The organism is Variovorax frigidus (assembly GCF_051216515.1).
Classification (GTDB): Bacteria; Pseudomonadota; Gammaproteobacteria; order Burkholderiales; family Burkholderiaceae_C; genus Variovorax.
This window is the reverse complement of record NZ_JBPJZF010000006.1, coordinates 97,141-123,756: the sequence shown is the minus strand read 5'-3', so window position 1 is coordinate 123,756 and position 26,616 is coordinate 97,141. Positions and strand designations below refer to the sequence as shown.

The 26,616-nt window shown below is 70.3% G+C and carries 23 protein-coding genes; 12 read left to right on the top strand and 11 right to left on the bottom strand.

Features of this window, described 5'->3' with window-relative positions; genetic code table 11:
• Positions 1–54: 54 nt before the first annotated feature.
• Positions 55–1,164 carry a fatty acid desaturase gene (locus ACSFBC_RS18675; RefSeq protein WP_435511847.1) on the bottom strand — a complete coding sequence of 370 codons (1,110 nt, stop codon included), beginning with the start codon at positions 1,162–1,164 and terminating at the stop codon, positions 55–57.
• Between the two features lie 184 nt (positions 1,165–1,348).
• Between ACSFBC_RS18675 and pyk the strand changes: the two genes are divergently transcribed.
• The 5 genes from pyk to ACSFBC_RS18650 all read left to right on the top strand — a co-directional run bounded on the left by pyk (position 1,349) and on the right by ACSFBC_RS18650 (position 7,134).
• Entirely contained in the window at positions 1,349–2,797 is a 1,449-nt protein-coding gene (gene pyk, locus ACSFBC_RS18670) for a pyruvate kinase (RefSeq protein ID WP_183025262.1), read from the top strand.
• Between the two features lie 88 nt (positions 2,798–2,885).
• Positions 2,886–4,001: a DUF6892 domain-containing protein gene (locus ACSFBC_RS18665; RefSeq protein ID WP_435511846.1), complete on the top strand. Its 1,116-nt coding sequence runs from the start codon at positions 2,886–2,888 to the stop codon at positions 3,999–4,001.
• Between the two features lie 98 nt (positions 4,002–4,099).
• Entirely contained in the window at positions 4,100–5,011 is a 912-nt protein-coding gene (locus ACSFBC_RS18660) for an alpha/beta hydrolase (protein ID WP_435511845.1), read from the top strand.
• A gap of 55 nt (positions 5,012–5,066) precedes the next feature.
• The gene (fba, locus tag ACSFBC_RS18655; protein WP_183025260.1) at positions 5,067–6,131 is read left to right on the top strand and encodes a class II fructose-bisphosphate aldolase; all 1,065 of its coding nucleotides are present in this window, start codon (positions 5,067–5,069) and stop codon (positions 6,129–6,131) included.
• 94 nt (positions 6,132–6,225) lie between these two features.
• A complete protein-coding gene (locus tag ACSFBC_RS18650; RefSeq protein ID WP_435511844.1) occupies positions 6,226–7,134 on the top strand; it encodes a phosphoribosylaminoimidazolesuccinocarboxamide synthase in 909 nt (302 codons plus the stop codon).
• Positions 7,135–7,153: 19 nt separating this feature from the next.
• On the opposite strand, the gene ACSFBC_RS18645 is transcribed toward ACSFBC_RS18650, so the two are convergent.
• Positions 7,154–7,594: an META domain-containing protein gene (locus tag ACSFBC_RS18645; protein ID WP_435511843.1), complete on the bottom strand. Its 441-nt coding sequence runs from the start codon at positions 7,592–7,594 to the stop codon at positions 7,154–7,156.
• 38 nt (positions 7,595–7,632) lie between these two features.
• Positions 7,633–8,553, bottom strand: a complete 921-nt coding sequence (locus tag ACSFBC_RS18640) for a tetratricopeptide repeat protein (RefSeq protein WP_435511842.1) — start codon at positions 8,551–8,553, stop codon at positions 7,633–7,635.
• A 36-nt stretch (positions 8,554–8,589) separates the two neighbouring features.
• On the opposite strand from ACSFBC_RS18640, the gene purE reads away from it, so the two are divergent.
• The 3 genes from purE to ACSFBC_RS18625 are packed head-to-tail and all read left to right on the top strand — an operon-like array spanning position 8,590 to position 11,334.
• Positions 8,590–9,147: a 5-(carboxyamino)imidazole ribonucleotide mutase gene (purE, locus tag ACSFBC_RS18635; RefSeq protein ID WP_435511841.1), complete on the top strand. Its 558-nt coding sequence runs from the start codon at positions 8,590–8,592 to the stop codon at positions 9,145–9,147.
• Positions 9,144–10,328 (top strand): 5-(carboxyamino)imidazole ribonucleotide synthase, encoded by a 1,185-nt coding sequence (locus tag ACSFBC_RS18630; RefSeq protein ID WP_435511840.1) that lies wholly within the window; start codon positions 9,144–9,146, stop codon positions 10,326–10,328. Before purE ends, ACSFBC_RS18630 begins: the two co-directional genes overlap by 4 nt.
• A 4-nt stretch (positions 10,329–10,332) precedes the next feature.
• On the top strand, positions 10,333–11,334 hold the full coding sequence (locus ACSFBC_RS18625; protein ID WP_435511839.1) for an L-threonylcarbamoyladenylate synthase: 1,002 nt from the start codon (positions 10,333–10,335) through the stop codon (positions 11,332–11,334).
• 3 nt (positions 11,335–11,337) lie between these two features.
• Here the strand turns inward: ACSFBC_RS18625 and ACSFBC_RS18620 are convergent, their stop codons facing one another.
• Positions 11,338–12,945, bottom strand: coding sequence for an alpha/beta hydrolase family protein (locus ACSFBC_RS18620; protein WP_435511838.1), 1,608 nt, complete (start codon positions 12,943–12,945; stop codon positions 11,338–11,340).
• Positions 12,946–13,040: 95 nt separating this feature from the next.
• Positions 13,041–14,468, bottom strand: a complete 1,428-nt coding sequence (dacB, locus tag ACSFBC_RS18615; RefSeq protein ID WP_435511837.1) for a D-alanyl-D-alanine carboxypeptidase/D-alanyl-D-alanine endopeptidase — start codon at positions 14,466–14,468, stop codon at positions 13,041–13,043.
• A 124-nt stretch (positions 14,469–14,592) separates the two neighbouring features.
• Here dacB and tsaB point away from each other — a divergent pair, with 124 nt between their 5' ends.
• From tsaB to ACSFBC_RS18600, 3 genes are read left to right on the top strand one after another with little or no spacing between them, the layout of a single operon-like run.
• Complete coding sequence (gene tsaB, locus ACSFBC_RS18610) at positions 14,593–15,294, top strand: tRNA (adenosine(37)-N6)-threonylcarbamoyltransferase complex dimerization subunit type 1 TsaB (RefSeq protein ID WP_435511836.1); 702 nt, start codon at positions 14,593–14,595, stop codon at positions 15,292–15,294.
• Positions 15,291–15,791, top strand: a complete 501-nt coding sequence (gene rimI / locus ACSFBC_RS18605; protein ID WP_435511835.1) for a ribosomal protein S18-alanine N-acetyltransferase — start codon at positions 15,291–15,293, stop codon at positions 15,789–15,791. The genes tsaB and rimI overlap by 4 nt, the downstream gene beginning before the upstream one ends.
• Positions 15,792–15,822: 31 nt before the next feature.
• On the top strand, positions 15,823–16,590 hold the full coding sequence (locus ACSFBC_RS18600) for a uracil-DNA glycosylase (protein ID WP_435511834.1): 768 nt from the start codon (positions 15,823–15,825) through the stop codon (positions 16,588–16,590).
• Positions 16,591–16,656: 66 nt separating this feature from the next.
• Here the strand turns inward: ACSFBC_RS18600 and ACSFBC_RS18595 are convergent, their stop codons facing one another.
• Positions 16,657–21,435, bottom strand: a complete 4,779-nt coding sequence (locus ACSFBC_RS18595) for an autotransporter domain-containing protein (RefSeq protein ID WP_435511833.1) — start codon at positions 21,433–21,435, stop codon at positions 16,657–16,659.
• A 196-nt stretch (positions 21,436–21,631) separates the two neighbouring features.
• On the opposite strand from ACSFBC_RS18595, the gene pyrF reads away from it, so the two are divergent.
• Entirely contained in the window at positions 21,632–22,456 is an 825-nt protein-coding gene (gene pyrF, locus ACSFBC_RS18590) for an orotidine-5'-phosphate decarboxylase (protein WP_435511832.1), read from the top strand.
• Positions 22,457–22,513: 57 nt separating this feature from the next.
• On the opposite strand, the gene ACSFBC_RS18585 is transcribed toward pyrF, so the two are convergent.
• From ACSFBC_RS18585 to ACSFBC_RS18565, 5 genes are all read right to left on the bottom strand, one after another.
• A complete protein-coding gene (locus ACSFBC_RS18585) occupies positions 22,514–24,052 on the bottom strand; it encodes an EAL domain-containing protein (RefSeq protein WP_435511831.1) in 1,539 nt (512 codons plus the stop codon).
• A 310-nt stretch (positions 24,053–24,362) separates the two neighbouring features.
• Positions 24,363–24,581, bottom strand: coding sequence for a SlyX family protein (locus ACSFBC_RS18580; RefSeq protein WP_435511830.1), 219 nt, complete (start codon positions 24,579–24,581; stop codon positions 24,363–24,365).
• Positions 24,582–24,624: 43 nt separating this feature from the next.
• On the bottom strand, positions 24,625–25,116 hold the full coding sequence (locus ACSFBC_RS18575) for a DUF6152 family protein (protein ID WP_435512239.1): 492 nt from the start codon (positions 25,114–25,116) through the stop codon (positions 24,625–24,627).
• Positions 25,117–25,157: 41 nt separating this feature from the next.
• A complete protein-coding gene (locus tag ACSFBC_RS18570; protein WP_435511829.1) occupies positions 25,158–25,574 on the bottom strand; it encodes a hypothetical protein in 417 nt (138 codons plus the stop codon).
• 104 nt (positions 25,575–25,678) lie between these two features.
• Positions 25,679–26,512, bottom strand: coding sequence for an IclR family transcriptional regulator (locus ACSFBC_RS18565; protein WP_435511828.1), 834 nt, complete (start codon positions 26,510–26,512; stop codon positions 25,679–25,681).
• Positions 26,513–26,616: the final 104 nt, after the last annotated feature.

Genomic DNA, 26,616 nt, shown 5'->3' with positions numbered 1-26,616 from the left:
CGGCACCAACGAAAAAGCCCGCGATTGCGGGCTTTTTCAATGGGACGCTGCGGATCAGGCCGCGGTCGGCATCGGCGCCCGCATCGCGCTGGTCGCGCGGCCCTGGAAGTCGGTCCAGCACTGGCGCGAGAAGTCGTAGAGCTTGCAGGCGCGCGCGGTCGAGAAGTACCACTTCCAGGAGAAGGGCTGGACGATGATGCGTTCGGGTAGCAGGTGCTCGAGCATCTTCTGCGCTTCCTTGAGCTTGTACAGCGGGATGCTCATGTCCACGTGGTGCGCGGTGTGCTCCATGATGTGGTGCATCATCGCGCCGACCTGCATCGGGAAGGTCAGGTGCACGGTGGTCGATACGAAGGGCTGGGCGCGTTGCCAGGCCGCCTTCTCGTCGTGCCACTGCACCTTGACGTGCGTGTGGTGGCCGTAGATCACGAAGCCCATCATGTTGAACCAGAAGGCCATCGGCACCACGAAGCCGATCAGCAAGGTGAGCAGCACCGATTGGCCGGTGGCCAGCGCGGCGGCCGCGAGGGCCGCGATCCAGAGGGCGGCGAAGCCGGTCACCAGGGCGCAGTCCTTGCCGAAGATCGGCCGGTAGCTGTTGCCCATCACCGAGCGCCGGGGGAACATCATCTTCTTCCACCAGATCTCGATCATGTAATACAGGCCCGGGCCCCAGCCGCTGCGGTAGATGCGCTCGAGCCCGCGGCGCATCGGCGACAGCGCGCGGTACTCGGCCTGCGTGAGCGGCGCCCAGACGAAGTCCACGCCCTTGAGGTTGGTGAAGCCGTGGTGCACCACGTTGTGGCCCATGTCCCAGAGGCTGTAGGCGGTGAGCGAGGGCAGGAAGGCGATCCGGCCCAGCCACTTGTTCAGGCGCCGGTGCGGCGTCAGGCTCTGGTGGCAGCCGTCGTGGCCGATGATGAACAGGCGGCCGATCACGAAGCCCGCCAGCAGCGCGGCCAAGAGCTTGAGCCAGATCGGCTTGAGCAGTACCGTGCCGGTCAGCAGGGCGCCGAACAGCAGGTAGTCGATGGCGAGCATGACCAGCGCGCGCACGGTGGTGCGCTGCGAGATCGGGATCAGCCAGGAACGGATGATCTTGCGGTGCGGCAGCGGCGCTTCCGGCGGCAAGGGCGTGACAACGGGATCGGATGGGGTCTGCATAAGACGGGCAAAAAGAGGAAGGACGACGGCGCAGTCCTGCACCGTAACGTATTCATCGGAAGGGGATATGACGGAGATCAAGCCCCTCCAGGGTTGTCTGGGCAACCGTGTCATATCGCGCGAGGTCATCCCCGCATGTGAGAATTGTGCCAAAAGCCCGAATACCCCCAGGAGACGCAACCCCGTGGACACCACCCGACTTCCCCGCCATGCCACCAAGATCGTCGCGACGCTCGGTCCGGCCTCGAACACGCTCGAGCTGATCGAGCAACTGATCCACTACAAGGTCAGCGTGGTGCGGCTGAATTTCAGCCATGGCATCGCCCAGGACCACATCGACCGTGCCGCCATGGTGCGCGAGGCCGCGCGCCGCGCCGGCCGCGAGGTGGCGATCATGGCCGACCTGCAGGGCCCGAAGATCCGGGTCGGCAAGTTCGCCCAGGGCAAGATCTGGCTCGAGCCCGACGCCAAGTTCGTGCTCGACGCCTCGCGCACCGAGCTCGGCGACGTCGATGCCGTCGGCCTCGACTACAAGGACCTGCCGCGCGACGTGAAGGCCGGCGACCGCCTGCTGCTCAACGACGGGCTGATCGTGCTCAAGGTGGACCTGGTGCGCGGCCAGGCCGTGCACACCACCGTGGTGCTGGGCGGCGAGCTGTCGAACAACAAGGGCATCAACAAGCAGGGTGGCGGTCTCACGGCCCCTGCACTGACGGCCAAGGACATGGAGGACATCAAGACCGCGATGAGCTTCCAGGCCGACTACGTGGCGGTGAGCTTCCCGAAGAACGCGACCGACATGGAAATGGCGCGCCAGCTGTGCAACGTGGCGGCGGCCGAGTTCGGCCACCGGCCGGGCATGATCGCCAAGATCGAGCGCGTCGAAGCGATCCCCAACCTGGAAGAGATCCTGCGCGCCAGCGACGGCATCATGGTGGCCCGCGGCGACCTGGCCGTGGAAGTGGGCAACGCCGCGGTGCCGGCGCTGCAGAAGAAGATGATCCGCATGGCGCGCGAGATGGACCGCGTGGTCATCACCGCGACCCAGATGATGGAGTCGATGATCACCAACCCCGTGCCCACGCGCGCCGAGGTGAGCGACGTGGCCAACGCGGTGCTCGACGGCACCGACGCCGTGATGCTGAGCGCCGAGACCGCCTCGGGCCGCTACCCGCTCGCGACCGTGCAGGAGATGAGCCGCATCTGCGAAGCCGCCGAGCAGGCCGAGGACACGGCGCGCGACACCGACTTCAGCGGCCACACCTACGCCCGCATCGACCAGGCCATCGCCATGGGCGCGCTGTTCACCGCCCACCACCTGGGCGCCAAGGCCATCGTGGCGCTGACCGAATCGGGCTCGACACCGCTGTGGATGAGCCGCCATTCGGCCCACATCCCGGTCTACGCGCTGACCTCGCGGCTGTCGACCCAGCGCAAGATGGCGCTGTTCCGCAACGTGCGCCCGCTGCTGATGGACTCGCAGACCGACCGCGATACCGCGCTCGAGCAGGCCGAGGCCCATCTGAAGAAACGCGGCATCGTGCAGAGCGGTGACGTCTACGCGATCACCTGCGGCGAGCCCATGGGCGCGCCGGGCGGCACCAACATGCTGAAGATCTGCCGGGCCTCCTGATGCGAGCCGGCGCTGGCGGCGACATCGCTTCCAACCCGTCGTCAGCGGTGCTGTGCGATCAGCTGCCGCCGAGCCCTGAGGAGAACGAATGATCTGGTTCCGCAGACGCGACAGCAAGGCGCATCCGGCCAGCTCGTCATCGCCTTCCTTGCCAGCAACGGGTGCGGCACACCTGGTCGATGTCACCGCGGCCGGCATCCGCATCGACAACACACTGCTGGAGGCGCTGACGGTGTCGGCGCTCACGGCCCTGCTCGGGGTGCCGCGCGTCGTGCCACCCGAGGACCCGACGCCGGACGAACGCGGCTTGGTGCGCAGCACACTGGTGATATGGGACGACGCGGGCGTGCGTGCCTACACCAAGGGCGGCGACGAAGTGAGTGAACTGTCGATCCGCCTGGCCGAGGATCCCGCGTGGGAGCGATCCACGCCGCTCGATGCGCGCAAGGCTCGTCCCACCCGCGTCTTCACCGGAACCTTGACCGTTGGCGGGCAGAACCCTCTCGAGACGATCCCCGAAGCAGAACTGCGCAAGGCATATATTTTTCTCGAGATGAAGGTCGGGCCGTGGGAAAGCACTTTCTCCCTCAATGAGACGGCGTGCGGCGAGCTCCGGTCCATGGCCTTCGCCGAGCGCTTCGCGAAAAGCAAGACCGACGAACTCGCGAATATCGTGCGCGGTGCCGCGCACCCGTTCCGCGAGGTCGCGATCGGCCATCGCGCACCGAAACGGGTGAAGAAACCCTCCGGGAAATGGAAGGTGCCCACGGCGACCGAGTCGGTGCTGGAGATCGCGTCGTTCCCGTTCCGGCTGGCCATCATCCAGCACCTGATGTTCGAACAGGCGCTTCTCATGCCGCGCTTCGATGTCTACGATTTCGCCCGGGATCAGGGCGCGCTATCCTTCGATCCAGACGAGATCGGGTACGAAGTCATTCCCGCGGTGCGCGACTGGTTCGGCGAACTCCCGATCCCGGCCCGTCTCGCGGCGCACGTCGAGACACTGGTGCTCGACGGCGGCAACGACATCTATCTGCAGCTGATCCCGCAGTGGGACGGCGAAGACGGCGCCTTCGCGATCACGAGCCTCACCGCCGAGGACCTCGCGCCCTTCACGCGGCTTCGCCTGGTCGACGACATCGGTGGATTTCTCGGCCCGGACGCCCGCACCGCACTCATCGCGCGTGGCGTCACCGTGACCTAGTACGGCACGGGCCGCAGATTCGCCGCAGCGGCGTAGGCTGCGGCCGTGTCCTGGCGAGCCGGGGAAAACCAAATCCGCCCAGGCTGCGTACAGCGGGGATGCCTTTCTCCCACTTCCTCCGCCGCCGCCGCAGCGCACTGCTGGCCGCCGGCGCGCTGGCCCTGTCCGCCTGTTCCCCGATCAAGCTGCTCGACCGGCTCACGCCGAGCGACACCTATGTGGCGGAAACCGGCATCGCCTACGGCAGCGCGCCGCGCCAGCAGCTCGACGTCTACCGGCCGCTGCCGGCCACCGCGCCACCCGAGGGACGGCGCCCGCTGGTCGTCTTCTTCTACGGCGGCACCTGGACCACCGGCGAGCGGGCCAGCTTCCGCTTCGTCGGCGAGGCGTTGGCGGCACGCGGTGCGGTGGTGGTGATCCCCGACTACCGGCTGGCGCCGGGCGTCACCTACCCGGTGTTCGTGCAGGACAGCGCCCGCGCCATGAAATGGGGCCTGGACAACGCGGCCCGGCTGGGCGCCGACCCGAAGCAGGTCTATGCGATGGGCCACAGTTCGGGTGGCTACAACGCCGCCATGCTGGCGCTCGACGCGCGCTGGCTGGGCGCGGTGGGCGCGAGCCCGCGGCAGCTGGCCGGCTGGATCGGCCTGGCCGGTCCCTACGATTTCCTGCCAATGGGCGACCCCGACGCCCAGCGCGCCTTCGACTGGCCGAACACGCCGCGCAGTTCGCAGCCCATTGCCCATGTCTCGGCCGCCTCGCCGCGCGCGCTGCTCATGGCCGCGAGCAAGGACACCCTGGTCGACCCGGTGCGCAACACCGGCCAGATGGTGCAGAAGCTGCGTGCCGACGGGGTCGAAGTGCAGACCCGATCCTTCGACAACCTGAGCCATGTGACGCTGATCGGGGCCCTCGCCACGCCGATCCGCTGGATCGGCGGGCCAGTGCTGCCGCCCATCCTGCAGTTCGTGGGGTTGCCGTCGGACCCGTCCGACAAGGTCGCTCGGTAGAATCGAGGCAGTTTTTCTACAGTCTTCCCACCAATCTTCCCGCGAGGTATTTCCCATGGCTCTCGTCTCGATGCGCGAACTGCTGGATCACGCAGCCGCCAACGGCTACGGTATTCCGGCCTTCAACGTCAACAACCTCGAACAGGTCCAGGCCGTGATGGAAGCGGCCAAGGAAACCGGTGCGCCGGTCATCCTGCAGGCCAGCGCCGGCGCCCGCAAGTACGCGGGTGAAGGCTTCATCAAGCACCTGATCCAGGCCGCGCTCGAAAGCTACCCGAACATCCCGCTGGTCATGCACCAGGACCACGGCCAGAACCCGGACGTGTGCCAGGGCGCGATCGACCTGGGCTTCTCCTCGGTGATGATGGACGGCTCGCTCGAGGCCGACGGCAAGACCATCGCCAGCTACGAATACAACGTCGAAGTGACGAAGAAGGTCGCGCAGCTGGCGCACCGCGTCGGCGTCACGGTCGAGGGCGAACTGGGCTGCCTGGGCTCGCTCGAGACCATGAAGGGCGACAAGGAAGACGGCCACGGCACCGACGCGACCATGACGCGCGAACAGCTGCTGACCGACCCCGAGCAGGCCGCCGACTTCGTCAAGCAGACCCAGATCGACGCACTGGCCATCGCCATCGGCACCAGCCACGGCCCGTTCAAGTTCACGCGCAAGCCCACCGGCGACATCCTCGCGATCGACCGCATCAAGGAAATCCACCAGCGCATTCCCAACACCCATCTGGTGATGCACGGCTCGTCGTCGGTGCCGCAGGAACTGCTGGCGATCATTCGCCAGTACGGCGGCCAGATCAAGGAAACCTACGGCGTGCCGGTCGAGGAAATCCAGGAAGCGATCAAGCACGGCGTGCGCAAGATCAACATCGACACCGACATCCGCCTGGCCATGACCGGCGCGGTGCGCAAGTTCCTGTTCGAGAACCCCGAGAAGTTCGACGCCCGCGAATGGCTCAAGCCGGCGCGCGAGGCCGCCAAGCTGGTCTGCAAGCAGCGCTACATCGAGTTCGGCTGCGAAGGCCAGGCCGCGAAGATCAAGGGCGACACGCTGCAGGTCGTGGCCGCCAAGTACGCCAACGGAGAGCTCGCACAACAAGTCCGCTGAGCGAAAGCGACGGACAACGAGCCACCGTTCGCGGTGGCTTTTTGCTGCGCGCACAATCCGCTTACCCTTCCCCTGTTTCCATCACGCTCCCGCCATGACGACCGTCCACACTTCCTCCATCCAAAGCCTGCCCCTGCTCGCGCGCGGGAAGGTGCGCGACAACTATGCCGTCGGCAACGATCGCATCCTGATGGTCGCGAGCGACCGGCTCTCGGCCTTCGACGTGATCATGGGCGAGCCCATCCCGGGCAAGGGCGTGCTGCTCACCCAGATGGCGCTGTGGTGGTTCGAGCGCCTGGGCCACCTGTGCCCCAACCACCTCACGGGCGAGGCGCCCGAGAGCGTGGTGACCGAGGCCGAGGTGCCGCAGGTCAAGGACCGCTCGATGCTGGTCAAGCGCCTGAAGCCGATCCCGGTCGAGGCCGTGGTGCGCGGCTACCTGGCCGGCAGCGGCTGGAAGGAATACCAGGAATCGCGCTCGGTCTGCGGCGTGCCGCTGCCCGAGGGCCTGCGCAACGCCAGCAAGCTGGCGCGCCCGATCTTCACGCCCGCGGCCAAGGCCGCGATGGGCGAGCACGACGAGAACATCAGCTACGACCGCATGGTCGAGATGGTCGGCCCCACGCTGGCCCAGCAGATCCGCGACATCAGCATCGCGATCTACGAGACCGCGGCCCAGATCGCGCTGGCCAAGGGCATGATCATTGCCGACACCAAGTTCGAGTTCGGCCTCGACGAGGCCGGCACGCTGGTGCTGATGGACGAGGTGCTCACGCCCGACAGCTCGCGCTACTGGCCGGTCGAGGGCTACGACGAGGCGCTGCGCAACGGCACCAACCCGCCGAGTTACGACAAGCAGTTCGTGCGCGACTGGCTCGAGGCAACCAAGGTCAACGGCAAGCCCTGGGACAAGACGCCCCCGGCGCCGCGCCTGCCGGCCGAAGTGACCGAGAAGACCGCGGCCAAGTACCGCGAAGCGCTGGACCGGCTGACCGCCGGCTGAGTGTCGAAGCGAGCCGCGCTCAGCGGCTCTCGAGCACCGCGGTCGTGCGGCCGCTGCGGTCCAGCAGCGTGAGCCGGCTGCCGCCGGCCAGGCTGTACTGGGTCGTGGCCTTGATGGCGGCCAGGAAGTCGGTCTCGATGATGCTGCGCGTGTTGTCGAGGCAGGCCATGCGCGTGGCGGCGAGCTGTTCGATCTTCAGCGAATGCCCGGTGCGCTGGTAGCTGCCGGTCAGGCGGTTGCAGCCGCCCGATCCGGTGACGCGCGCGCCGTCGAACAGAAGCTGCGCGCCGCGCTGCGGATCGGAGTCGACCGGCAGCGGCTGGCTGCCGATGCTCACCAGGCGCCAGGTGCGCGACTCGATCGGTTCGTCCAGGCTTACCGTGGTGCCACAGGCCGCCAGCAGGGCGGCACCGGACAGAAGCAGTGCGGTGAGGGCGGTGGGCCGGACGAAGGGGCGCATGGGAGGTCCTTTCAGGAACAACGAGGGGGCGGAAGGCCTCAGCTCAGCACGACGCTGCTCAGGCGCCGGCGGTAGGTCGCCACCGTCGGATCGTCGGGCGGGATCTGTCCGTCGGCCACCTTGGGCTTGGGCGGCTCGATGAGTTCGAGGATCGCAATGTACGTCTTGCGCGCCAGGTCCTCGCTCCAGGCCTTGTCGCGCATCAGGATTTCCAGCAGTTCGTCCATCGCGTCGGTCCAGCGCTGTTCGGCGATCAGCAGCTGCGCGCGGCCGAAGCGGGCCTCGAAGTCGCGCTTGCCGGCCGCGATGCGGGTGTCGAAGTCGGCCAGCACCGGCGCCGGGCCGTTGACCGGTGCGGCGAAGTCGATCGCGTTCATCCAGCGCTGCAGCGCGTCGAAGCGGCGCACCGCGGGCGCCTTGGCGATCACCGGCGCGAAGGCCACCTTGGCGTCGTCGCCGCGGCCCAGCTGCAGCAGCAGCTTGACGTAGTCGAAGCGGGCATCGTCGTTGGCCGGGTCGGTGACCACGGCGTGCTGGAGTTTCTCGAGCGCGCCCTCGGTGTCGCCCTCGGCCAGCGCTTCCTGCGCGGCTTCTTCCTGGGCGGCGGCCTCGAGTTCTTCGGCGGCCGGCACGTGCTTGTCGAGGAATTCGCGGATCTTCTCGGCCGGAATCGCGCCGACGAAGCCGTCGACCGGCTGGCCGCCGACGAACATCACGCAGAAGGGGATGCTGCGCACGCCGAACATCTGCGACAGCTGGGTCGAGATCTGCGGCACCTTGTCGGCGTCGAGCTTGGCCAGTGTGAAGCGGCCGGCGTACTCGGTCTCGAGCTGTTCGAGCACCGGGCCCAGCTGTTTGCAGGGTCCGCACCATTCGGCCCAGATGTCGAGCAGCACCGGTGTGGTGGCCGAACCTTCGATCAGCGCGGTCTGGAAGTTTTCGAGGGTGATATCGATCATCGGATGCAGATGGAGGCAAAACGTAAAATTGCGACCATGAACCAAACAATCCAGGTCGGCGTGGTGATGGGATCGAACTCCGACTGGGAGACGATGCGTCACGCGGTCGAGATTCTCCAGCAATTCGGCATCACCCACGAAGCACGGGTGGTCTCGGCCCACCGCATGCCCGACGAACTCTTCGCCTATGCCGAAAGCGCGGCCCCGCGCGGGCTGGCCGCGATCATCGCCGGTGCCGGCGGCGCGGCCCATCTGCCGGGCATGCTGGCCGCCAAGACCACGGTGCCGGTGCTCGGCGTGCCGGTGGCCAGCCGCCACCTGCAGGGCGTCGATTCGCTCTACAGCATCGTGCAGATGCCCAAGGGCGTGCCGGTCGCGACCTTCGCCATCGGCAATGCCGGCGCGGCCAATGCGGCGCTGTTCGCCATCGCCATGCTGGCGGTGGGCAATCCGCGGCTGCGCACCCAGCTCGACACCTTCCGCAGCGCGCAGACCGCGGCCGCGCAGGCCATGACGCTGCCGCCGCCCGAGGCCGGCGCCCCCGCGGCCCCGGCCGTGTCGCCCTTCTCGCCCCAGGGCGGGGGCGCGCTGTGAGCGACGCCGTCACGCCCTATCTGCGGCCCGGCAGCACGCTGGGCGTGCTCGGTGGCGGCCAGCTCGGCCGCATGTTCGCGCAGACGGCCCAGCGCATGGGCTACTTCACGGCGGTGCTCGACCCCGATGCCGACAGCCCGGCCGGCCGCGTGAGCCACCACCACATCCACGCCGACTACACCGACGTCGCGGGCCTGGCCCGGCTGGCCGGCCTGGCCGAGGCGATCACCACCGAATTCGAGAACGTGCCCGCGCCCTCGCTCGAGAACCTGGCCGCGGCGCGGCCGGTGGCGCCCGGCGCGGCCGCCGTGGCCATCGCGCAGGACCGCATCCGCGAGAAGGCGCATTTCATCCGCTGCGGCGTGGCCTGTGCGCCGCACGCGGTGATCGAGACCGCCGCCCAACTGGCCGCAGTCGCCGACGCGCTGCTGCCCGGCATCCTCAAGACCGCGCGCCTGGGCTACGACGGCAAGGGCCAGCAGCGCGTCGCCACGCGCGAACAGCTGGCCGCCGCCTGGGAAGCCACCGGCGGCGTGCCCTGCGTGCTCGAGAAGCTGCTGCCGCTGGATTTCGAGTGCTCGGTGATCGTGGCGCGCGGCCACGACGGCCAGATGGTGCACCTGCCGCCCCAGCGCAACCTGCACCGCGACGGCATCCTGGCCGTGACCGAGGTGCACCCGGACAACATGCCCGCCGCGCTGGCCGAACGCGCGGTGGCCTCGACCCGCTCGATCGCCGAAGGCCTGCAGTACGTGGGTGTGCTGTGCGTCGAGTATTTCGTGCTGGCCGACGGCGCGATGGTGGTCAACGAGATGGCGCCGCGCCCGCACAACAGCGGCCACTGGTCGATGGACGCGAGCGACGTGTCGCAGTTCGAGCTGCAGGTGCGCACCCTGGCCGGCCTGCCGCTGACCGCGCCGCGCCAGCACAGCCCGGCGCTGATGCTCAACCTGCTGGGCGACCTCTGGTTCGACGGCGACGACACCACGCCGACCGAGCCGCCCTGGGCCGACGTGCTGGCGCTGCCCGGCACGCACCTGCACCTCTACGGCAAGGCCTCGGCACGCCGCGGCCGCAAGATGGGCCACCTGAACATCACCGGCGCCGACATCGCCACGGTGCGCGCCACCGCCGATTTCGCCGCCGCGGTGCTGGGCCTGCCCATCCCGCTGTCGGAGTAGGAACATGATCGTCGACGGCCATTCCCCCGACGCCATCGCCGCCGCGGCGGTGCAATTGCGCGCGGGCGGCCTGGTGGCCTTCCCGACCGAAACCGTCTACGGCCTCGGCGCCGACGCCGGCAGCGACGCGGCCGTGACGGGCATCTTCCGCGCCAAGGGCCGCCCGGCCGACCATCCGCTGATCGTCCACGTGCCGGCCGGCCCCAAGGGCACCGAGGCGCTGTCGTACTTCGCGCAGCCGCTGCCGGCCTTCGCAGAGAAGCTGGTGCTGGCCTTCTGGCCCGGCCCGCTCACCTTGATCGTCACGCGCCAGCCCGGCGTCGCCACGGCTTCGGCCGGCGGGCAGGACACCATCGGCCTGCGCTGCCCCGCGCATCCGGTGGCGCAGGCGCTGCTCGAGGCCTGCGCCGCGCAGGGCGTGCTCGGCCTGTCCGGCCCCAGCGCCAACCGCTTCGGCCGCGTGAGCCCGACCACCGCGCAGCATGTGCACGCCGAGTTCGGCGAGACGCTGATGGTGGTCGACGGTGGCCCGTGCGCGGTCGGCATCGAATCGACCATCGTCGACTGCAGCCGCGGCGCCCCGGTGCTGCTGCGGCCCGGTGCCATCACGCGCGACCAGATCGAGGGCGCCTGCGGCGAAGCCCTGCGCGACAAGCACGACCTGGCCGCGCCCGACCCCCGGGCTTCGGGCACGCTGGCCGCGCACTACGCGCCCGAGGCCAAGCTGCGGCTGATGGACGCGCGGGCACTGCAGGCCGCGCTCGACGTGCTCGGCGCCCAGGCTGCGCACATCGCGGTCTGGTCGCGCACGCCGCTCAAGCACCGTTCGCAGCGCGTGCTGCAGCGGCGCATGCCCGACGACGCGGCGGCCGCGGCGCAGCAGCTGTTCGCGGTGCTGCGCGAGTTCGACACCGAGGGCGTCAAGCTGATCTGGGTCGAGACCCCGCCCGACACGCCCGAGTGGGAAGGCGTGAAGGACCGGCTGCAGCGCGCCGCGGCCGCTTGAATCTCAACTGCCCGCAGCCAGCACACCCTGGAAGAAGCCGCGGGCCGTGGCCAGGCAGAAGGGCGGCACCAGCGTGCCGTGGTAGGCCAGCGTGACCGCCTGCGTCTTGTCCGTCGGCGTGCCCGGCGTGTTCGCCGCCAGCGAGGCCTTGGCCTGCGCGAAGCCGGCGCGCGCCGGCGCGTAGGCGTCGACCGCGGCCGAGTCCTCCAGGTCCACCGTCGTCAGCGCAGGCGCCGGCACGCCCTTGGCGAGGAAGTAGCCGATCGTCGCGCGGGTGCTCACGAAGTTCACCGTCGGGTCGTTGGCACCGCCGCACATCAGCACCGGCCGGGTCGGCGTCCAGTTGCGCAGGTCGTTGGCCACCGCCGCCTTGCGGAAGCCGGTGGACGGCGTGCAACCCAGCGGCGTCGCCGTGCCCAGCGACACGAGCGTGGGCGGCAGTGCATTGCCGGGGCAGGGATTCGACTGGATGTCGGTGGCCTCCTGCGTCAGGGTGCTCTGGCGCACCAGGTTGTTGGCGCCGTAGAAGAGCGCGAGCGAGGGGTCGACCGGCCCCGGCACGGCGTTGGCCGGGAACAGCGCCAGCTGCGGCAGCTTGCCCGAGGTGAACAGCGTGCTCGGCGACAGGCTCGGCAGCAGGGTGTCGATGCCGGTGGCGTAGGGCGCTTCGTAGATGTCGGCGGTCGTGGCGTAGACGTTGCCGAACTGCTGCTGCCAACTGGTCGTCAGCAGCGGCACGAACAGCGTGCTGCCCAGCGCCGGCCAGCCCTGGAAGGTGTGGTCGGTCAGCAGGCTGATGGCGGAGGGCGCCGACAACGGTGCCGAGGCCGTCACCGTCTGGCCCGTGGCCTGCATCTCTCGGTGCGCCGCCATGGCGACGTAGCCGCCCTGCGAATAGCCGCTGATGAACAGCGCGCCGGCATCGCTCGCACCGATGGCCGTGAAGGTCTTGCGCGCGGCGGTGAGCGCATCCACCATGTCCTTGCCCTGCTGGTCGCCGTTGAGATACGGGTGGTAGGGCAGCGCCGACTTGTCGTAGCCCGCGTAGTTGGGCGCCACCACGATGAAGCCCTGGGCCGCGAAGGTGGCCGCGATCAGCAGGCCTTCGCCCGCGGCGGCCTGCGTGCTGTCGGTCCACTTGGCCAGGTTGTAGTTGCGGGCGGCCGTGGTGCCGTGCGCATAGAGCACCACCGGCCGCTTGCCGCTGCAGGCCGCGTCGGTGCCCGTGGGCACCATCACGGCGGCGGTGGCGTTGGTGGCTTCGTTCTTCGCACCGATGGTGCGGTATTCGAGGTAGCGCGTGTCGACGCCGCACCTGGGCGTGCCCGCCACCTGCAGCACCGCGCCGCCCTGGGCACTGCCCTGCAGGCTGGCCGTGAAGTCGGCGGCTGAGAGCTTGGCCGCCTGTTCGGGCGGGGCGACCACCGAACCCCGACCCGTGTCGGGCGCGGGCTGCGGAGGGGGCGCCGGTGCCGGCGCCGGTGGGGGCGCGGGCGGCGTCACGGCGACGGTGTTGTCCCCGTCGCTTCCGCCGCAGGCCGCGAGCAGCAGCGTCAGGCCCGCGAGGGCCGCTGCGTTGCGCAGCGAGGTGGAGAGATGTTGTTTTTGCACGGTGTGTCTCCTGCGTTGAATGGAATCGACCGTCCGATTCTGTTCAGCGCCCCGCGTCCGAAGCAATGGGTGTTTGCCTGCGCCGCCGGCGCGGTTCAGTTGTCCTGTGTCGCCCAGTCCACCAGCGCGTCGAAGGCCGGCCGCGCGGCCACCGCATTGCCGTGGTTCGCAATGGCCACCAGCACATAGCGCCGGCCGCTGGCCCCGTGCACGTAGCCGGCCACGCCGGCCGCGTCGCGCAGCGTGCCGGTCTTGAGGTGCGCCGCGCCGCCCGAACGCAGCGCCCGCTTGCGCAGCGTGCCGTCGACGCCCGAGGCCGGCAGCGAGGACATCAGCTCGGGCATCACCGGCGAGCGCCAGGCCACCTGCAGCATCTTGGCCAGCGCCGCGGCACTGATGCGCTCTTCGCGCGACAGCCCCGAGCCGTTGTCGAACACCGGCTGGCCCTCGCCGGTGCCGATGCGGTCGTTCCACCATTGGCGGATGGCGGTGCGCGAGGCCTCGAGCGAACCGCGCTTCTTCTGCTGCAGGCCCAGCGTGAGGAACAGCTGCTGCGCCATCACGTTGTTGCTGTACTTGTTGATGTCGCGGATCACCTCGGCCAGCGGCGGCGAGCTGACTTCGAAGGCCGGCTTGAGATCGGACGGCACGCGCCCGTCGCGCACCTGGCCCTTGAGCGGATGGCCCATCTCGGTCCAGAGGCCGCCGATCGCACGCGCCGCATAGCGGCCCGGGTCGGCGTAGGCCACGGCCCAGCTCTTCTCGCCGCAGGCGGCCGGATAGCTGCCGGTGAAGCCCATGCGCGCGGGGTCGGCCACCTCGGCGCCGAGGGTGCCGCGCCAGTCGCCGCATTCGCCGGCCGACAGCGGCAGCGTGGCCTGCATCGCCACGCCGAGCAGCGGCGGGTCGAAGCTCACCTGGGCGGTCGAGGTCGCACGGTTGGGCACGAAGCTCATGACCACCGACTTGAAGTTGACCAGCAGCGCGTCGGGCGCCGCGTTGTAGGGGCGCAGTCCCTCGCCGTCGAAGGCCGAGGGGTCGGCCTCGGGCGTGTCGAAGGCGCTGCGGTCGAGCACGATGTCGCCGGAGATGCTCTGGATGCCCAGGCCCTGCACGCGCCGCATCAGCAGCCACAGCCGCTCGATCACCAGCTTGGGATCGCCCTGGCCGCGGATGTAGAGGTTGCCCTCGAGCACGCCGTTGCGGATCGGGCCGTCGATGTACACCGGCGTGTTCCAGGTGTAGGCCGGTCCGAGCAGGTCGAGCCCTGCGTAGGTGGTGACCAGCTTCATGATCGACGCCGGGTTCACCGGCACCTGCGTGCGCCAGGCCAGGCGCGGCGGCCGCACGCCGTCGGCATCGGCCACCAGCAGGGTCACGGCTTCGCGCGGCACCTTGGCGCGCGCCAGCGCAGCCTCGACCTCGGGCGGCAGCGCCTGGGCGGCGGCGGCCAGCGGCAGCAGCGCGGCGAGGGTGGCAAGGCAGAGGGCGGAACGGGCGCGGTGCAGGACGGGACGAGGCATCGGCCCATTATCCCGGCGTGTCATCGCATGTTGTCCCCATGGCGGCGGGCCGCGGCGCGGCACCGGGATAATCGGGGGATGCCTGCCGCCCTCCGACCTTCTGCTTTCACTCCCGACGCGGCCCATGGCTGACGACAAGCTGCTCGCCTTCGACACCAGCACCGACACGCTGAGCGTGGCCGTGCGCCACGGCGCGCGCGTGTTCGCCCACAGCGGCCCGGGCGGCGCGCAGGCCTCGGCCACGCTGATCCCGTTGATCCGCCAGCTGCTGGCCGACGCCGGCCTGACGCTGGCCGGCCTCGACGCCATCGCTTTCGGCCGCGGACCCGGTTCCTTCACCGGTCTGCGCACCGCCTGCGCCGTGGCGCAGGGCCTGGGCTTCGGTGCCGGCGTGCCGCTGCTGCCGGTCGACACGCTGCAGGCCGTGGCCGAGGAGGCCCGCCACCGTTTCGGCGCCGTGCGCGTGGTGGCGCTGCTCGATGCACGCATGGACCAGATCTATGCCGCGCGCTACGACTTCGACGCGCCGCTCGACACCGCGGTCGAAGCCGAACTGCTGGCGCCCGAGGCGGTGGCCGCGCCCGAAGACTGGGTGTTGGCGGGCAACGCCTTCGCGGCCTATGGCATGCGGCTGCCCGCGCTCATGCGTCACGAGGTGCTGCCCACCGCCGAGGCCCTGCTGCGCCTCGCGCCCGCGCTGCTGGCGGCCGGCCGTGCGGTCGCACCGGCCGATGCCGCGCCGCTCTACGTTCGCGATAAAGTGGCGCAGACCACCGAAGAACGCGCGGCCCTCAAGGCCGCGCAGCAAGCCACCCTCACGCCATGAGCGCCGTCCTGCAGCCCCTCGAAGCCCGCTTCGACGACATGAGCGTCGAGCGGTTGCCGGCGGTCTGCGCGATCGAGAAACAGGCGTACACGCACCCCTGGACGCACGCCAACTTCATCGACTCGTTGGCAGCGGGCTACCGCTGCCAGCTGCTGATCGGCGGCGAGACCGTGATCGGCTACTTCGTGGCCATGAAGGGCGTCGACGAGGTGCACCTGCTCAACATCACGGTCGCCCCCGAATTCCGGCGCCAGGGGTGGGCCCTGCTGATGCTCGAGGCGCTGGCCGGCTGGTCGCGGGGCCAGAGCGCGCAGTGGCTGTGGCTCGAGGTGCGCGTGAGCAACACGCGTGCGCTGCACATCTACGAACAGCACGGCTTTCGCCGCGTCGGCGTGCGCAAGGGCTACTACCCGGCCTTCGACGGCCGCGAGGACGCGGTGGTGATGAGTCTGCGCCTCGACGAACCCACCAGCGCCTGGGGCGCGCTCACGCCATGAGCACCGCAGCGCGCAGCGCAGAGGCGATCCAATGAACGAGTCCACGATGAACCTCGATGCGCGCCAGCGCGCCATGCTCGACGAGATGGGCGTCAAGGTCTGGTGGCCGAGCGCCGCGCCGGTCGTGGCGGAAGCCGCGCCCGCGTCCGTTGCCGCGGCCGAGGCACCCGCCCGCGTCGTGCGCGAGGCTCCGGCGCCGAGTGCAGCACCGGTGGCGTCGCCGGCACCGGTGCGTGCGCCGGTGCAGCGCTCGGCACCCGCCGCGGCGCCCGTCGCGCGCACCCACGGCGCCGCCGTGCTGATCGAGGCGCCGCGGCTGCTGCATGGCGGCGTGGCCTCGCCGGGCGGTGGCTGGCTCATCGTGGCCGACATGCCGCCCGAGGCCGACGGCCGCCATGGCGAACCCTTTGCCGGCGACGCCGGCCGCCTGCTCGACAACATGCTGCGCGCGCTGCAGTTGCAGGGCGGCGAGCGGCCGGTGCACCTGATGCGTACGCACCGCGGCGTCGCATCCGGCCGCGACGACAGCCCGAGTCCGCTGGACGACAGCTTCGCGGCGCACGTGCAGGCCCTGGCGCCGCGCCTGGTGCTGGCCATGGGCCCGCTGGCCGCGCAGAGCCTGCTGCAGAGCACCGAGCCGCTGGGCAAGCTGCGCGGCCGCGCCGTGCCGATGGCCGCCTGGGGCGGCCTGCCCGTGGTGGCGACCTACCACCCCGCCTATCTGCTGCGCAATCCGGCCGACAAGGCCCGCGCCTGGGCCGACCTCTGCCTGGCGGCGGAACAGGTGGCCCGGGCCTGAACGACAAAGGCGACACGGCCTGCGCCGTGTCGCCTTGCGGATCGATGCCGGGCGCTCAGTGCGCCGTCAGAACTTCCACAGCAGGTGGGCCCGCACGCCGTGGTCCTCCACGCCGCTGCCGACCTGGCCGCTGTACGACACCCCCAGCGTCAGGTTGCGCTGCAGGGCGAAGTCGAGGCCGCCTTCCAGCACCGCCACGTCCTTGCCGATCGGCACGCCGGCCACGGTGAAGGCCGAGGAGCCCGCGAAGGCGGCCGACGACGTCGGCGTGGTGTCGCCGAACGCATGGCGCCAGCCGACCATGCCGCGCAGCGTCGCCTGCAGACCGCCCAGCGCGACCGCGTTGCTGGCGCGCAGGCCCAGCGTGCTGAAACTGGTGCCAGTGGTGTCGCCGGCCACGCCGAGCGCGGCCGCGCCGCCGGATTCGGTGAAGGCGTCGGTCTTCAGGCGCACATGCGCCAGGCCCGCGAAGGGTTCCAGCAGGCCGCTGCCGGCCGGCAGGGCCCATCCCAGCTCGCCGAAGACCTGCAGCGCCTTCGCGTCGTAGTCGGCCTTGAGCCGGTCGGAGAAGCCGGTGAACCCGACCTGCCGCTGCGTCTCGACCTGGCTGACGCTGTAGCTGGCGCCGGCGCGCAGGCCCAGCGCGCCCCACTGCTTGGCGCCGTAGGCCCCGAGGTGGTAGGTGTCGCTGTCGGCCGAGGACGCGCGTGCGTCGAGCGCGGTGCGGCCACGGGTGTAGCCGCCGATCACGCCGACGCGGGCATCGGTGCCCAGCGCGGTGTCGGCGCCGACCAGCAGGCCGGTCGTGTCGCGGTCGATGCTGCCCGCATTGCCGTCGCTGGCGTTGCTGCCCAGCGATCGCAGTGCGCGCACCCAGAGGCCGCCGCGGCCGCCCAGGTCGTCCGCTGCGGCCACGCCGCCCAGCGACTGGCGCGCGCGGTCGAGGCCTGCCTCGCGCACGAAGCGGCTGTCCTCGATGGCGGCCGACTTGAGCGAGGCGTGCAGTTCGCCCGAGAGCTGGTCGAAGGCGCTGCGCGCGGTCGGCGCATCGAGCTGCACCACGGCGTTGTAGAGCGCACCGGTGCGCACGCTGTCGATCGCGCCGCCGCTGGCGCGCTGGTTGGCCGTGACGCCGATGCTGTCGAAGCGCAGGTCGTTGCGTGTCAGGCCCAGCAGCACGTCCTGCGCGGTGTAGCTCAACACCGGCGTGAGGAAGGCGAAGTTCGACGACACGCCGCCGAAGGTGCCCACCCGCGATCCGGCCGTGAGGAGGGTGTAGCGCGTCACGGGGTTCCAGCTGCCGTCCGCCGCCAGCACGATCACCGAGGCGCCGCCCAGCGTGGCGGTGCCGCTCACGCGGATCAGGTCGCTGCGGCCGTCGGGCGCGGCCTGCACCTGGTAGCTGGCGCCGGCGTCGAAGCGCAGGTCGCCGTCGATGCGGAGCGTGCCGCTGCCGTCACCGGCCGGCGCGACCGTCGAGCCTCCCAGCAGCGTCGTGTTGCCCAGCGTGCCCGTGCCCTGGAGCGTGGCGCCGCTGCCGATGCTGGTGCTGCCGCCGAGCACGCTGTCGATCAGCAGCGTGCCGCCGAGGATCTGCGTGCTGCCGGCGAAGGCCGAGCCGTCGCCGGTGTAGCGCATCGCGCCGGCGCCCGTCTTGCGCAGGTTGCCGGTGCCCGACAGCGCGTTGGCCAGCGTGCCGTCGGTCGCCTGGTCGATCACCAGCGCCGCGTTGTCGACGATCGCGCCGGTGCCGAAGCTCTTCACGTGGCCCACCAGCGTGCCGCCGCTGACCGTGGTGCCGCCGCCGTAGGTGTTGGTGCCGGTCAGCGTCAGCGTGCCGGTGCCGACCTTGACCAGCGCGCCGCCTGTGTCGGTGCCGGCGATCACGCCGCCGATGGTGGTGCTGGTGTTCAGGCCGCCGAGGGTCAGGGTCTTGCTGCCGAGCCGCACGCGGCCGTCGCCCTGCAGCGAACCGATGGTGACGCCGCTCGAGGTCATGGAGCGGACGTCGACGGTGCCGCCGGCCTGGTTGACCACGGTGGCGTTGTTGCCGGTGCTGTTGTCCCAGAACCCGACGGTGCCGCCGGCTTCGTTGGTCAGCGTGGCATTGCCGGCCGAGCTGCTGTCCCAGAACAGCGTCTCCCCGCCCGCCTTGTTGAGGATCTGCGCCGTGCCGGCCGTGGTGTTCTCCCAGAACACCGTGCCGCCACCGCCGCTGTTCGTGATCCGGGCGGTGCCTGCGGTCGCGTTGTCGCGCAGCTCGAGCGAGCCCTGGTTGTTCACCGTCGCGTTGCCGGCCGAGCTGTTGTCCTTGAACTGCACGAAACCGCTGTTGACCAGGCCGCCAGGCGACGGGCGTGGCGCGATGCCGATCACCAGGTCGCCGGCACTGGCGTTGCCTTCGAAGCGCAGGCCGCCGCCCGCGTTGACGTCCACCGGCCCGCTGCCCAGCGCGCCGGTCACGCCCGCCGCGAGCATGCCGCCGTTGACGGTGGTGCCACCACGGTAGGTGTTGATGCCGGTCAGCGTCAGCGTGCCGGTGCCGACCTTGACCAGCGAGCCGCTGCTGGCGGTATCCGAGATCACACCACCGATGGTGGCGTCGGTGTTCAGGCCGCCGAGGGTGAGCTTCCTGCGGCCCAGCAGTACGTTGCCGTCGCCCTGCAGCGAGCCGATGGCTGTGCCAGTGGTCGTGAGGTGGATGTCGACGATGCCGCCGGCCTGGTTGGTCACGGTGGCGCCACTGCCCGAGGCGTTGTCCCAGAATTCGAGCTTGCCGCCGGCCTTGTTGGTCAGCGTGGCGCTGCCGGCCGAGCTGTCGTCGATGAAGGCGGTGGTGCCGCCGGCCTCGTTGACGATCCGTGCCGTGCTGGCGGTGGTGGTCTCCCAGAACACCGTGCTGCCGCTGGCGCCGCTGGTCGTGATGAGGGCGCTGCCTGCCGTCGCATGGTTGCGCAGCTCCATGTCGCCCTGGTTGTTCACTGTTGCGCTGCCGACCGAGCTGTCGTCGGCGAACTGCAGGAAGCCCTGGTTGATGCCGGCCTCGGGTACGGGCCGTGCCGCCACGTTGATCACCAGGTTCTGCGCGTCGGCGTTGCCGTCGAAGCGCAGCCCGCCGCCCGCGTTGACGGCCACCGGGCCGTTGCCCAGCGAACCGGTCAAACCGGTCTCGATCATGCCGCCATTGATCACCGTGCCGCCGGTGTAGTGGTTGACCGCGCTCAGCCGCACGGTGCCCATGTCTTCCTTGGTCAGCGTGCCGCTGCCAGAGATCGTGTCGCCCAGGGTCGCGGTCGTGATGTTCGCGGCGGACAGCGTGCCGCCGCCGGCGCCGAGCACGATGTTGCGGGTTGAGCTGAGGTTGGCCGTGGTCTGCAGGCCGCCGCCGTCGAGGGTCAGCGTGCCGCTCGCGGCGCCCAGGCTGGCGTCCGATGCGATCGACAGCCGGCCCGCGCGCACCGTCCAGGGCGTGGCACCGGTCTGTGTGCCGTCCAGCGCCCAGGTGCCGGCGCCGGTCTTTTCGAAGGCGGCGAAGTTTTGGTACTGCGCGCCGGTGCCGATCTGGCCCACGTCGAAGTGCGCGTCCGTCGCGCCGCCCAGCGCCAGCGTGTCGCTGCCACCGGCCACGGCCACCGCGTGGCCTGTGAGGAATGCATCGGCCTGGAGTTCGAGCCGATTGACGCCACCGGTGAAGCGGATCGCATCGGCCTGCGCACCCGTGCCGCTGCGGCCGCCGCTGATGCTGCCGTTGTTCACGATGCTGAGATCCGAGCCGATCACGCCGACGCCGCCCTGGCCGGCCGCGCCGCTGCCGGTGGCTGCCGCACCATGGCCGCCGCTCACGGTGCCGTTGTTGACGAGGGTGGTGCCGTCCGCGCGGAGGCCTGCGCCGCCCGAGCCGCCCGTGCCAGCCCGCTCGCCGGCGCCGCCGACACCGCCGTTGCCGCCGATCAGGCCGGCGCCCTGGTCGTTCGTGAGCATGCCGCCGGGCGAAGCGAACACCAGGCCATCGCCGCCATCGCCGCCGCTGCCGCCGTAGCCGCCGCCGACGCCTCGGGCCAATGGGTTGGCTGCGCCGCCGGCGCCCCCCTGCCCGCCGCGCACCGTGGTGCCGTTGTCGACCGTGCTGCCCGCTGCCGTGACCAACAGACCCATGCCGCCCTGCCCCCCGCCGCCAGCGCCGCCAGAACTCACGAAGCCGGGCTGGGTCTGGAGATTGCTGTTTCCGCCTGCGCCGCCTGCGCCGCCCGTGAAGGTGGCTGTGCTCGAGGCATCGAAGGTGCTGCCGACGATCACGGTGCCCGCACCGCCACCGCCGCCACCACCACCGCCACCGTCGATGTCGCCGCCGACATAGGTCGACGGCAGCGCGCCGGCCTGACCGGCCGCGCCTGTCGCGGCGTTCCCTGCCAGCACGCCCGATGCACCGCCAAGCCCACCTGCGCCACCATTCCCGCCGGTGCCGCCGCTGCCGCCCTGCCCGGTCTGCACCGAAACGCCACCCCCGCCGCCGCCGGTACCCGCCAGGAACGGGGCAGGGATGCCCGCGAAGCCGTTGCCGCCGTTCGGTGCGGTGTGCGTGCCGCCGATGCCGCCGACGTCCACCTGGATGTATGCCGTTCCGCCGCCCGCGCCGCCGTTCGCCCAGGCACTCCCCGTGCCCATCGTCGCCAGCGCCAGCAGGCAGGCGCCGGCCAGCGTGGAAAGCCTGGCGCCAGAAGCGTTGCCCAAGGCTGTGGCCGACGCGCTGGCGTCGACGCCACCCCCGCCGCCCGAGGCGACTTCGGACACGGCCTGGCAGACATTGCGGGCGCGGTTGACGACGGTGCGGTGGATGCGATTCATAAGTCGAGAACTTCCATTTGTCTCACAAAAGGAAATAATTGTGACTTATTGATACGTTTGGGCGCCAGAGGGTCTGCCCCGAAAGGAGTCGTCCTTTCTGCCAGATGGTGGCGAAAACCCGCCAACACGGCGCGCGGATCGCACGGCATTGCGGCCGGCCCGAGGGGCCGTTGCGCCGGCACCTAAAATTCCTGCCATGACTTTCATCGAACAACTGCGCGCCGCGGAACTGCAGAACCGCTCTCTCCTGTGCGTGGGGCTCGATCCCGAACCGACCCGCTTCCCGGCCCGCCTCAAGGGCGACGCCAACAAGATCTACGATTTCTGTGCGCGCATTGTCGACGCGACCGCCGACCTGGCGATCGCCTTCAAGCCGCAGATCGCCTACTTCGCGGCCCACCGCGCCGAGGGGCAGCTGGAGCGGCTGATGGAGCACATCCGCCGCGTCGCGCCCCAGGTGCCGATCATCCTGGACGCCAAGCGGGGCGACATCGGCTCGACCGCCGAGCAGTACGCCATCGAGGCCTTCGAGCGCTATGGCGCCGACGCCGTCACGCTGTCGCCCTTCATGGGTTTCGATTCGGTCGCGCCCTACCTCAAGTACGAAGGCAAGGGTGCCTTCCTGCTCTGCCGCACCAGCAACCCGGGCGGCGCCGACCTGCAGGGCCAGCGCCTGGCCAGCGTCGAGGGCGAGCCCCTGCTGTACGAGCACGTCGCGCGGCTTGCGCAGGGGCCGTGGAACCTCAACGGCCAGCTCGGCCTGGTGGTGGGCGCCACCTACCCGGCCGAGATCGAGCGTGTGCGCGAACTCGCGCCGACCGTGCCCCTGCTGATCCCGGGCGTCGGTGCCCAGGGCGGCGATGCCGTGGCCACGGTGCGTGCCGGCTGGCGGCCCGACGCGCCGATCATCGTCAATTCGTCGCGTGCGATCTGCTACGCCTCGGACGGTGACGATTTCGCCGACGCCGCCCGGCGCGAGGCGCTGCGCACCCGCGACGGGCTCGAGGCCGCCAAGGGCTGAGCCGCCTGGATTGCCGTCGCCGCCGCTGCGGACCTGCCGCGGCCGACGACGCCGGCCTCAGGGAGCGAACAGCCGGCTGGATTCGACCGGCTTGCTGAACAGCCAGCCCTGCGCCATCGCCTGGGGCGCCAGCGCCAGGAAGTACGCCGCCTGCTGCTCTTCCTCGATGCCCTCGATCACGATGCCGAGGCCCAGCACCTCCGCCATCGCCACGATCTGCGGTGCGATGGTGTCCTTGTCGCTTTGGTCGTGCAGGGCCTGCATGAAGGTGCGGTTGATCTTGATCGCATCCACCCGCAGCCGCGAGAGGTAGGAGAGGCTCGAGTAGTCGGTGCCGAAGTCGTCGATGTAGACCTTGTGGCCGGCCTCGCGCAGCCGCGCGATGGCCTTGCCCAGCTCGCGGCTGTTGGCCGTGGTGCGCTCGGTGAGTTCGAGCCCGATGCTGGCCGGCAGCAACCCGGCTTCCTGCAGACGGGCGCTCAGGAAGGGCAGGAAGGCGTTGTCGAGGATGTCGCTGGCGGCGACGTTGATCGTCACCTGGAAGTCGGGGCGCCGGCGCAGGTCCTCGCCGAGTTCGTCCAGCACGCGGTGGATCACGAAGCGCGTCACCTGGCCGATGAATCCCTCGTGCTCGGCGGCGCTGATGAAGGCGTCGGGACTGACCGGCTTGCCGGTGGGGTCGGTCCAGCGCAGCAGCGCCTCGGCGCCGACCTGGCGGCGGTCGGACAGCCGCACGATGGGCTGGTAGACGATCTTGAGCTGGCCCGAACGCATCGCGAGCCGCAGCTGCTTGCCGAGCGACTTCGAGCGCCCGATCGCGATGCTCGCGGCAAAGCCGCCGCTCAGGCCGATCAGCAGGCCGAAGATGGCGAATTCAAGCATCACCGGCGAGCTCAGGATCGACTCGGATTGGCGCAGCGCCGCCACGATGCAGGAGGAGTGGGCGCTCGAACACCGCACCTCGTAGCGCTTGCCCTGCAGCTCGAGCGGCTCGCCGGACTGCAGCGTCACGCCCTCCAGCGGCAGGCGCGGGCCCGCGGAGTTCATGGCGCGCAGCGGCGGCAGGCGGCCGCTGACCACGGCATAGTCCAGTCGCGGGTCGGCGGTCTCGAGGTAGGCTTGCGCATTGACGCCGACGGCGGCGCTGCGCTGATGCATCAGCAGGGCCCGCGCACCGGGCACGCCGGCCTGCGGTGCGTTGAAGCTCATGCGCTGGCCTTGCTGGCTCACCACGTCGACCGGTGGTGCCGGCTCCGGCGGGTCGATCGCGCCGACGGTGGAGCTGCAATAGATTTCGCCGTCGCGCAGTCGCGCGGCACTCTTCAGGTAGCGCGACGCCAGCACGATGCGTCGCAGCCGCGACACCTCGGCCGCGGAACAGGTGTTGCTCTTGGCGCTCTCGATCTCGACCAGCGCGGCCACCGCCTCGGTCGTGATCTGGTCCGAGCGCTCGATGTAGGTCTCGGCCATTTCGGCCGCATCCGCGTACTGCTGCCGCCGGACCGTCCATTCGCCGACGGCGAGCGCCAGCACGATCGCGATCGCCGCGCCGCATGCCATCGACACCACGGTCCGCGCCAGCGGCTTGCGCATCATGAAGCGCGCCCGGGAGGGTGGGCGATGTCGGGCTTGACGCAGGTGTCGGCCGGACAGAAGGATGCAGGGCGCATGGTGCAGCAGGTGTCTTGTAGGTAGAAGCAGGGCGATGGCATCGGTCGGTCGCGCCGGCCGCAAGGCAAGGGACCTCGCCCTTTTCTTCACCGCCCTCGCCGATCGACACCACGGCGGCGCCATTCTCGATCACATCATGTCAAGAATTGGGAGCGTTGGCGCGGCAGATCGGGCATTTGCCACAGGACACGGCCCTCGGATGAGGCGGAAAGAACTCCTTTCGCGCGAAGCGGCGTCAATAGTGTGGCGGCAATTCGTCACTCGGGTCCCGGCTGCCGCCAGAGCCCGCCTCCGGCATCTGTCGGCGCAGCTGGATCAGTTGCTGCGACAGGCTGTCGATCTGCTGCTGCTGCCGATAGATCGTGAGGTTCAACTGGTCCAGCAGGTCGTCGGTGAAGCTGGCCTTGATCTCGAGGTCGTCGAGTCGGTGTTCGGGGGTGCGGGGATGTGCCATGGGGGTATTGGACAGGAAGGCGGCACCCGTGGGCCCGAGCCCCTCACACCGGGCTCGACCGCAAGCCGTAGGCCTTGCCGCCGACGAACAGGTATTCCACCCGCATCACGGCCTCACCGGCCTCGTCCTTCGTGGTGAAGCCGACGGCGGCCACCGTCTCGCCGGCCTTGATTTCCGCCACCTGCCACGCCGCCATGCGCGTGAGCGGCGCCAGTTCCAGTTCCCAGCGGCGGTCCTTGCGTCGGGGCAGGGCGGTCCGGCCCAGCAGCGCGGGGCCGTCGACGCCGGCGCTCTGGGCCGGCAGCGGGCGCTGCTTCAGGTCGGCCGGCAGCGCCAGGTCGGGACGCACGTCGATCAGCAGTTCGGCATGCGGGTTCTGCCAACTGCTGCGAACCACCTTGCCTTCGAGATAGATCGGCTTGTCCTGATCGAAGCTGCTCCAGCCGTGGTGCGCCCAGGCGGTGGGCGCGGTCAGCGATGCGGCAAGGGGCGTGGCCGCGGCGGCGGCAACAAAGGCGAATCGGCGGCGGGACATCGACATGGCAGTACTCCTCGAGGGAAGGATGAAGCAGCGAATCAGTAGGCGATCCAGCGTCCGCAGACGACGACGCCGAGCCAGACCGCAGTGGACACCAGCATCTGAATCCGCGCCACCCAGTCGAGTTTTTGCAGCGAGCCGCGGCCGTGGAACCAGGCCGCATTGCAGCCCGCCAGCGTGAGCAGGCCCATCTTCCACAGGAAGCTTCGGTTGACCAGCAGCTCGGCCGCCTGGGTGGCGAACATCAGCAGGCCGCTGACGGCGGCCAACCCGAAGCCGGCGAGGGCGATGCCGAGCGACAGCCGCGCCAGGGGCTGCACCGGCAGGGCCGCGGCACCGCCCCAGACGCGGATCTCCAGCGCCACCAGATTGCCGAGCAGCAAGGCGATGCCGACGATGTGCACCACCTCGAGGGCCGGGTAGGCCCAGACATGGGTTCGCAGTTCACTGAGCATTGCGCGATTCTGCGGCTTCGGCTTCGTCACGTGGCGGCGGGTCATCGGACCGGGGAGGTCGTCGTGCGAAGCCCCGCGGTCGGTGGGCGGGTCGTGCCGGCGATTCAGGTGCGCGCGGGCGCCCCGAGCCGTTCGGACACCCCGCGCGCGCAGGCCCGCAGCGACTGCGCCACCGCGCCGTCCCAGCGCGTGTCGAAGATGCCCGTGGGGCCGATGGCGGTGACCGCCAGCACGATCGTGCCGGTGTGGTCGAACACCGGCGCCGCCATGGCGCTCACGCCCGGGATCACCTCGTTCTCCGAGCGGCTCGCGCCCTGGGCGCGAACTTCTTCGCGCTCGGCCTCGAATGCGCTCCAGCTGGGCAGGGGCTGCACGGGCGGCATGCCGGCGCGGGTGTCGTCCCCCGGCCTGCGCTGCTTCTCGCGCCGCCGCTCGTCCTCCAGCATCGCCCGGACCTCGGCCGCCGGCAGGTAGGCCGCGAAGAGCCGGCCCGAGGCGGTGCGCGCGAGCGAAAACACCGTGCCGTGCCGCAGGCTCACATGCACGGGCGAGGGCGCCTCGGCGATGTGCACCATGGTGGCACCGCGCGCGCCCCAGACGGCCAGGCCCACGGTCTGACCGATCTGCTGCGCCAGCGGCGCCATCAGCGGCGCGGCGATGTGCACCGGCTCGGCCTGTTGCAGACCGATCAGCCCCAGTTGCAGCGCCAGCGGTCCGAGCCGATAGTGGCCGCTCGTGCCGTCCTGTTCGATCAGGCCGAGGCGGCCGAAACTGACCATGTAGGGATGGGCCTTGGCGGGCGTCATGTCGGCTTCGCGCGCCAGGTCCTTCAGCGCCATGGGGCGGCCCTGGTGAACCAGCGCGCGCAACAGCTGGCCGCCGACTTCGATGCTCTGGATGCCGCGCTGGGTCGCGCTGTCCTTGCTGCTGCTGACCATCGATGTGTCTCTCCGCGGTGTTCGGGATGGGAGGACGCATTAGACATGAACCGTGGCCCGGACTACACTTTGCATATTCGCTCCATGCGAACGCATTTGGATTA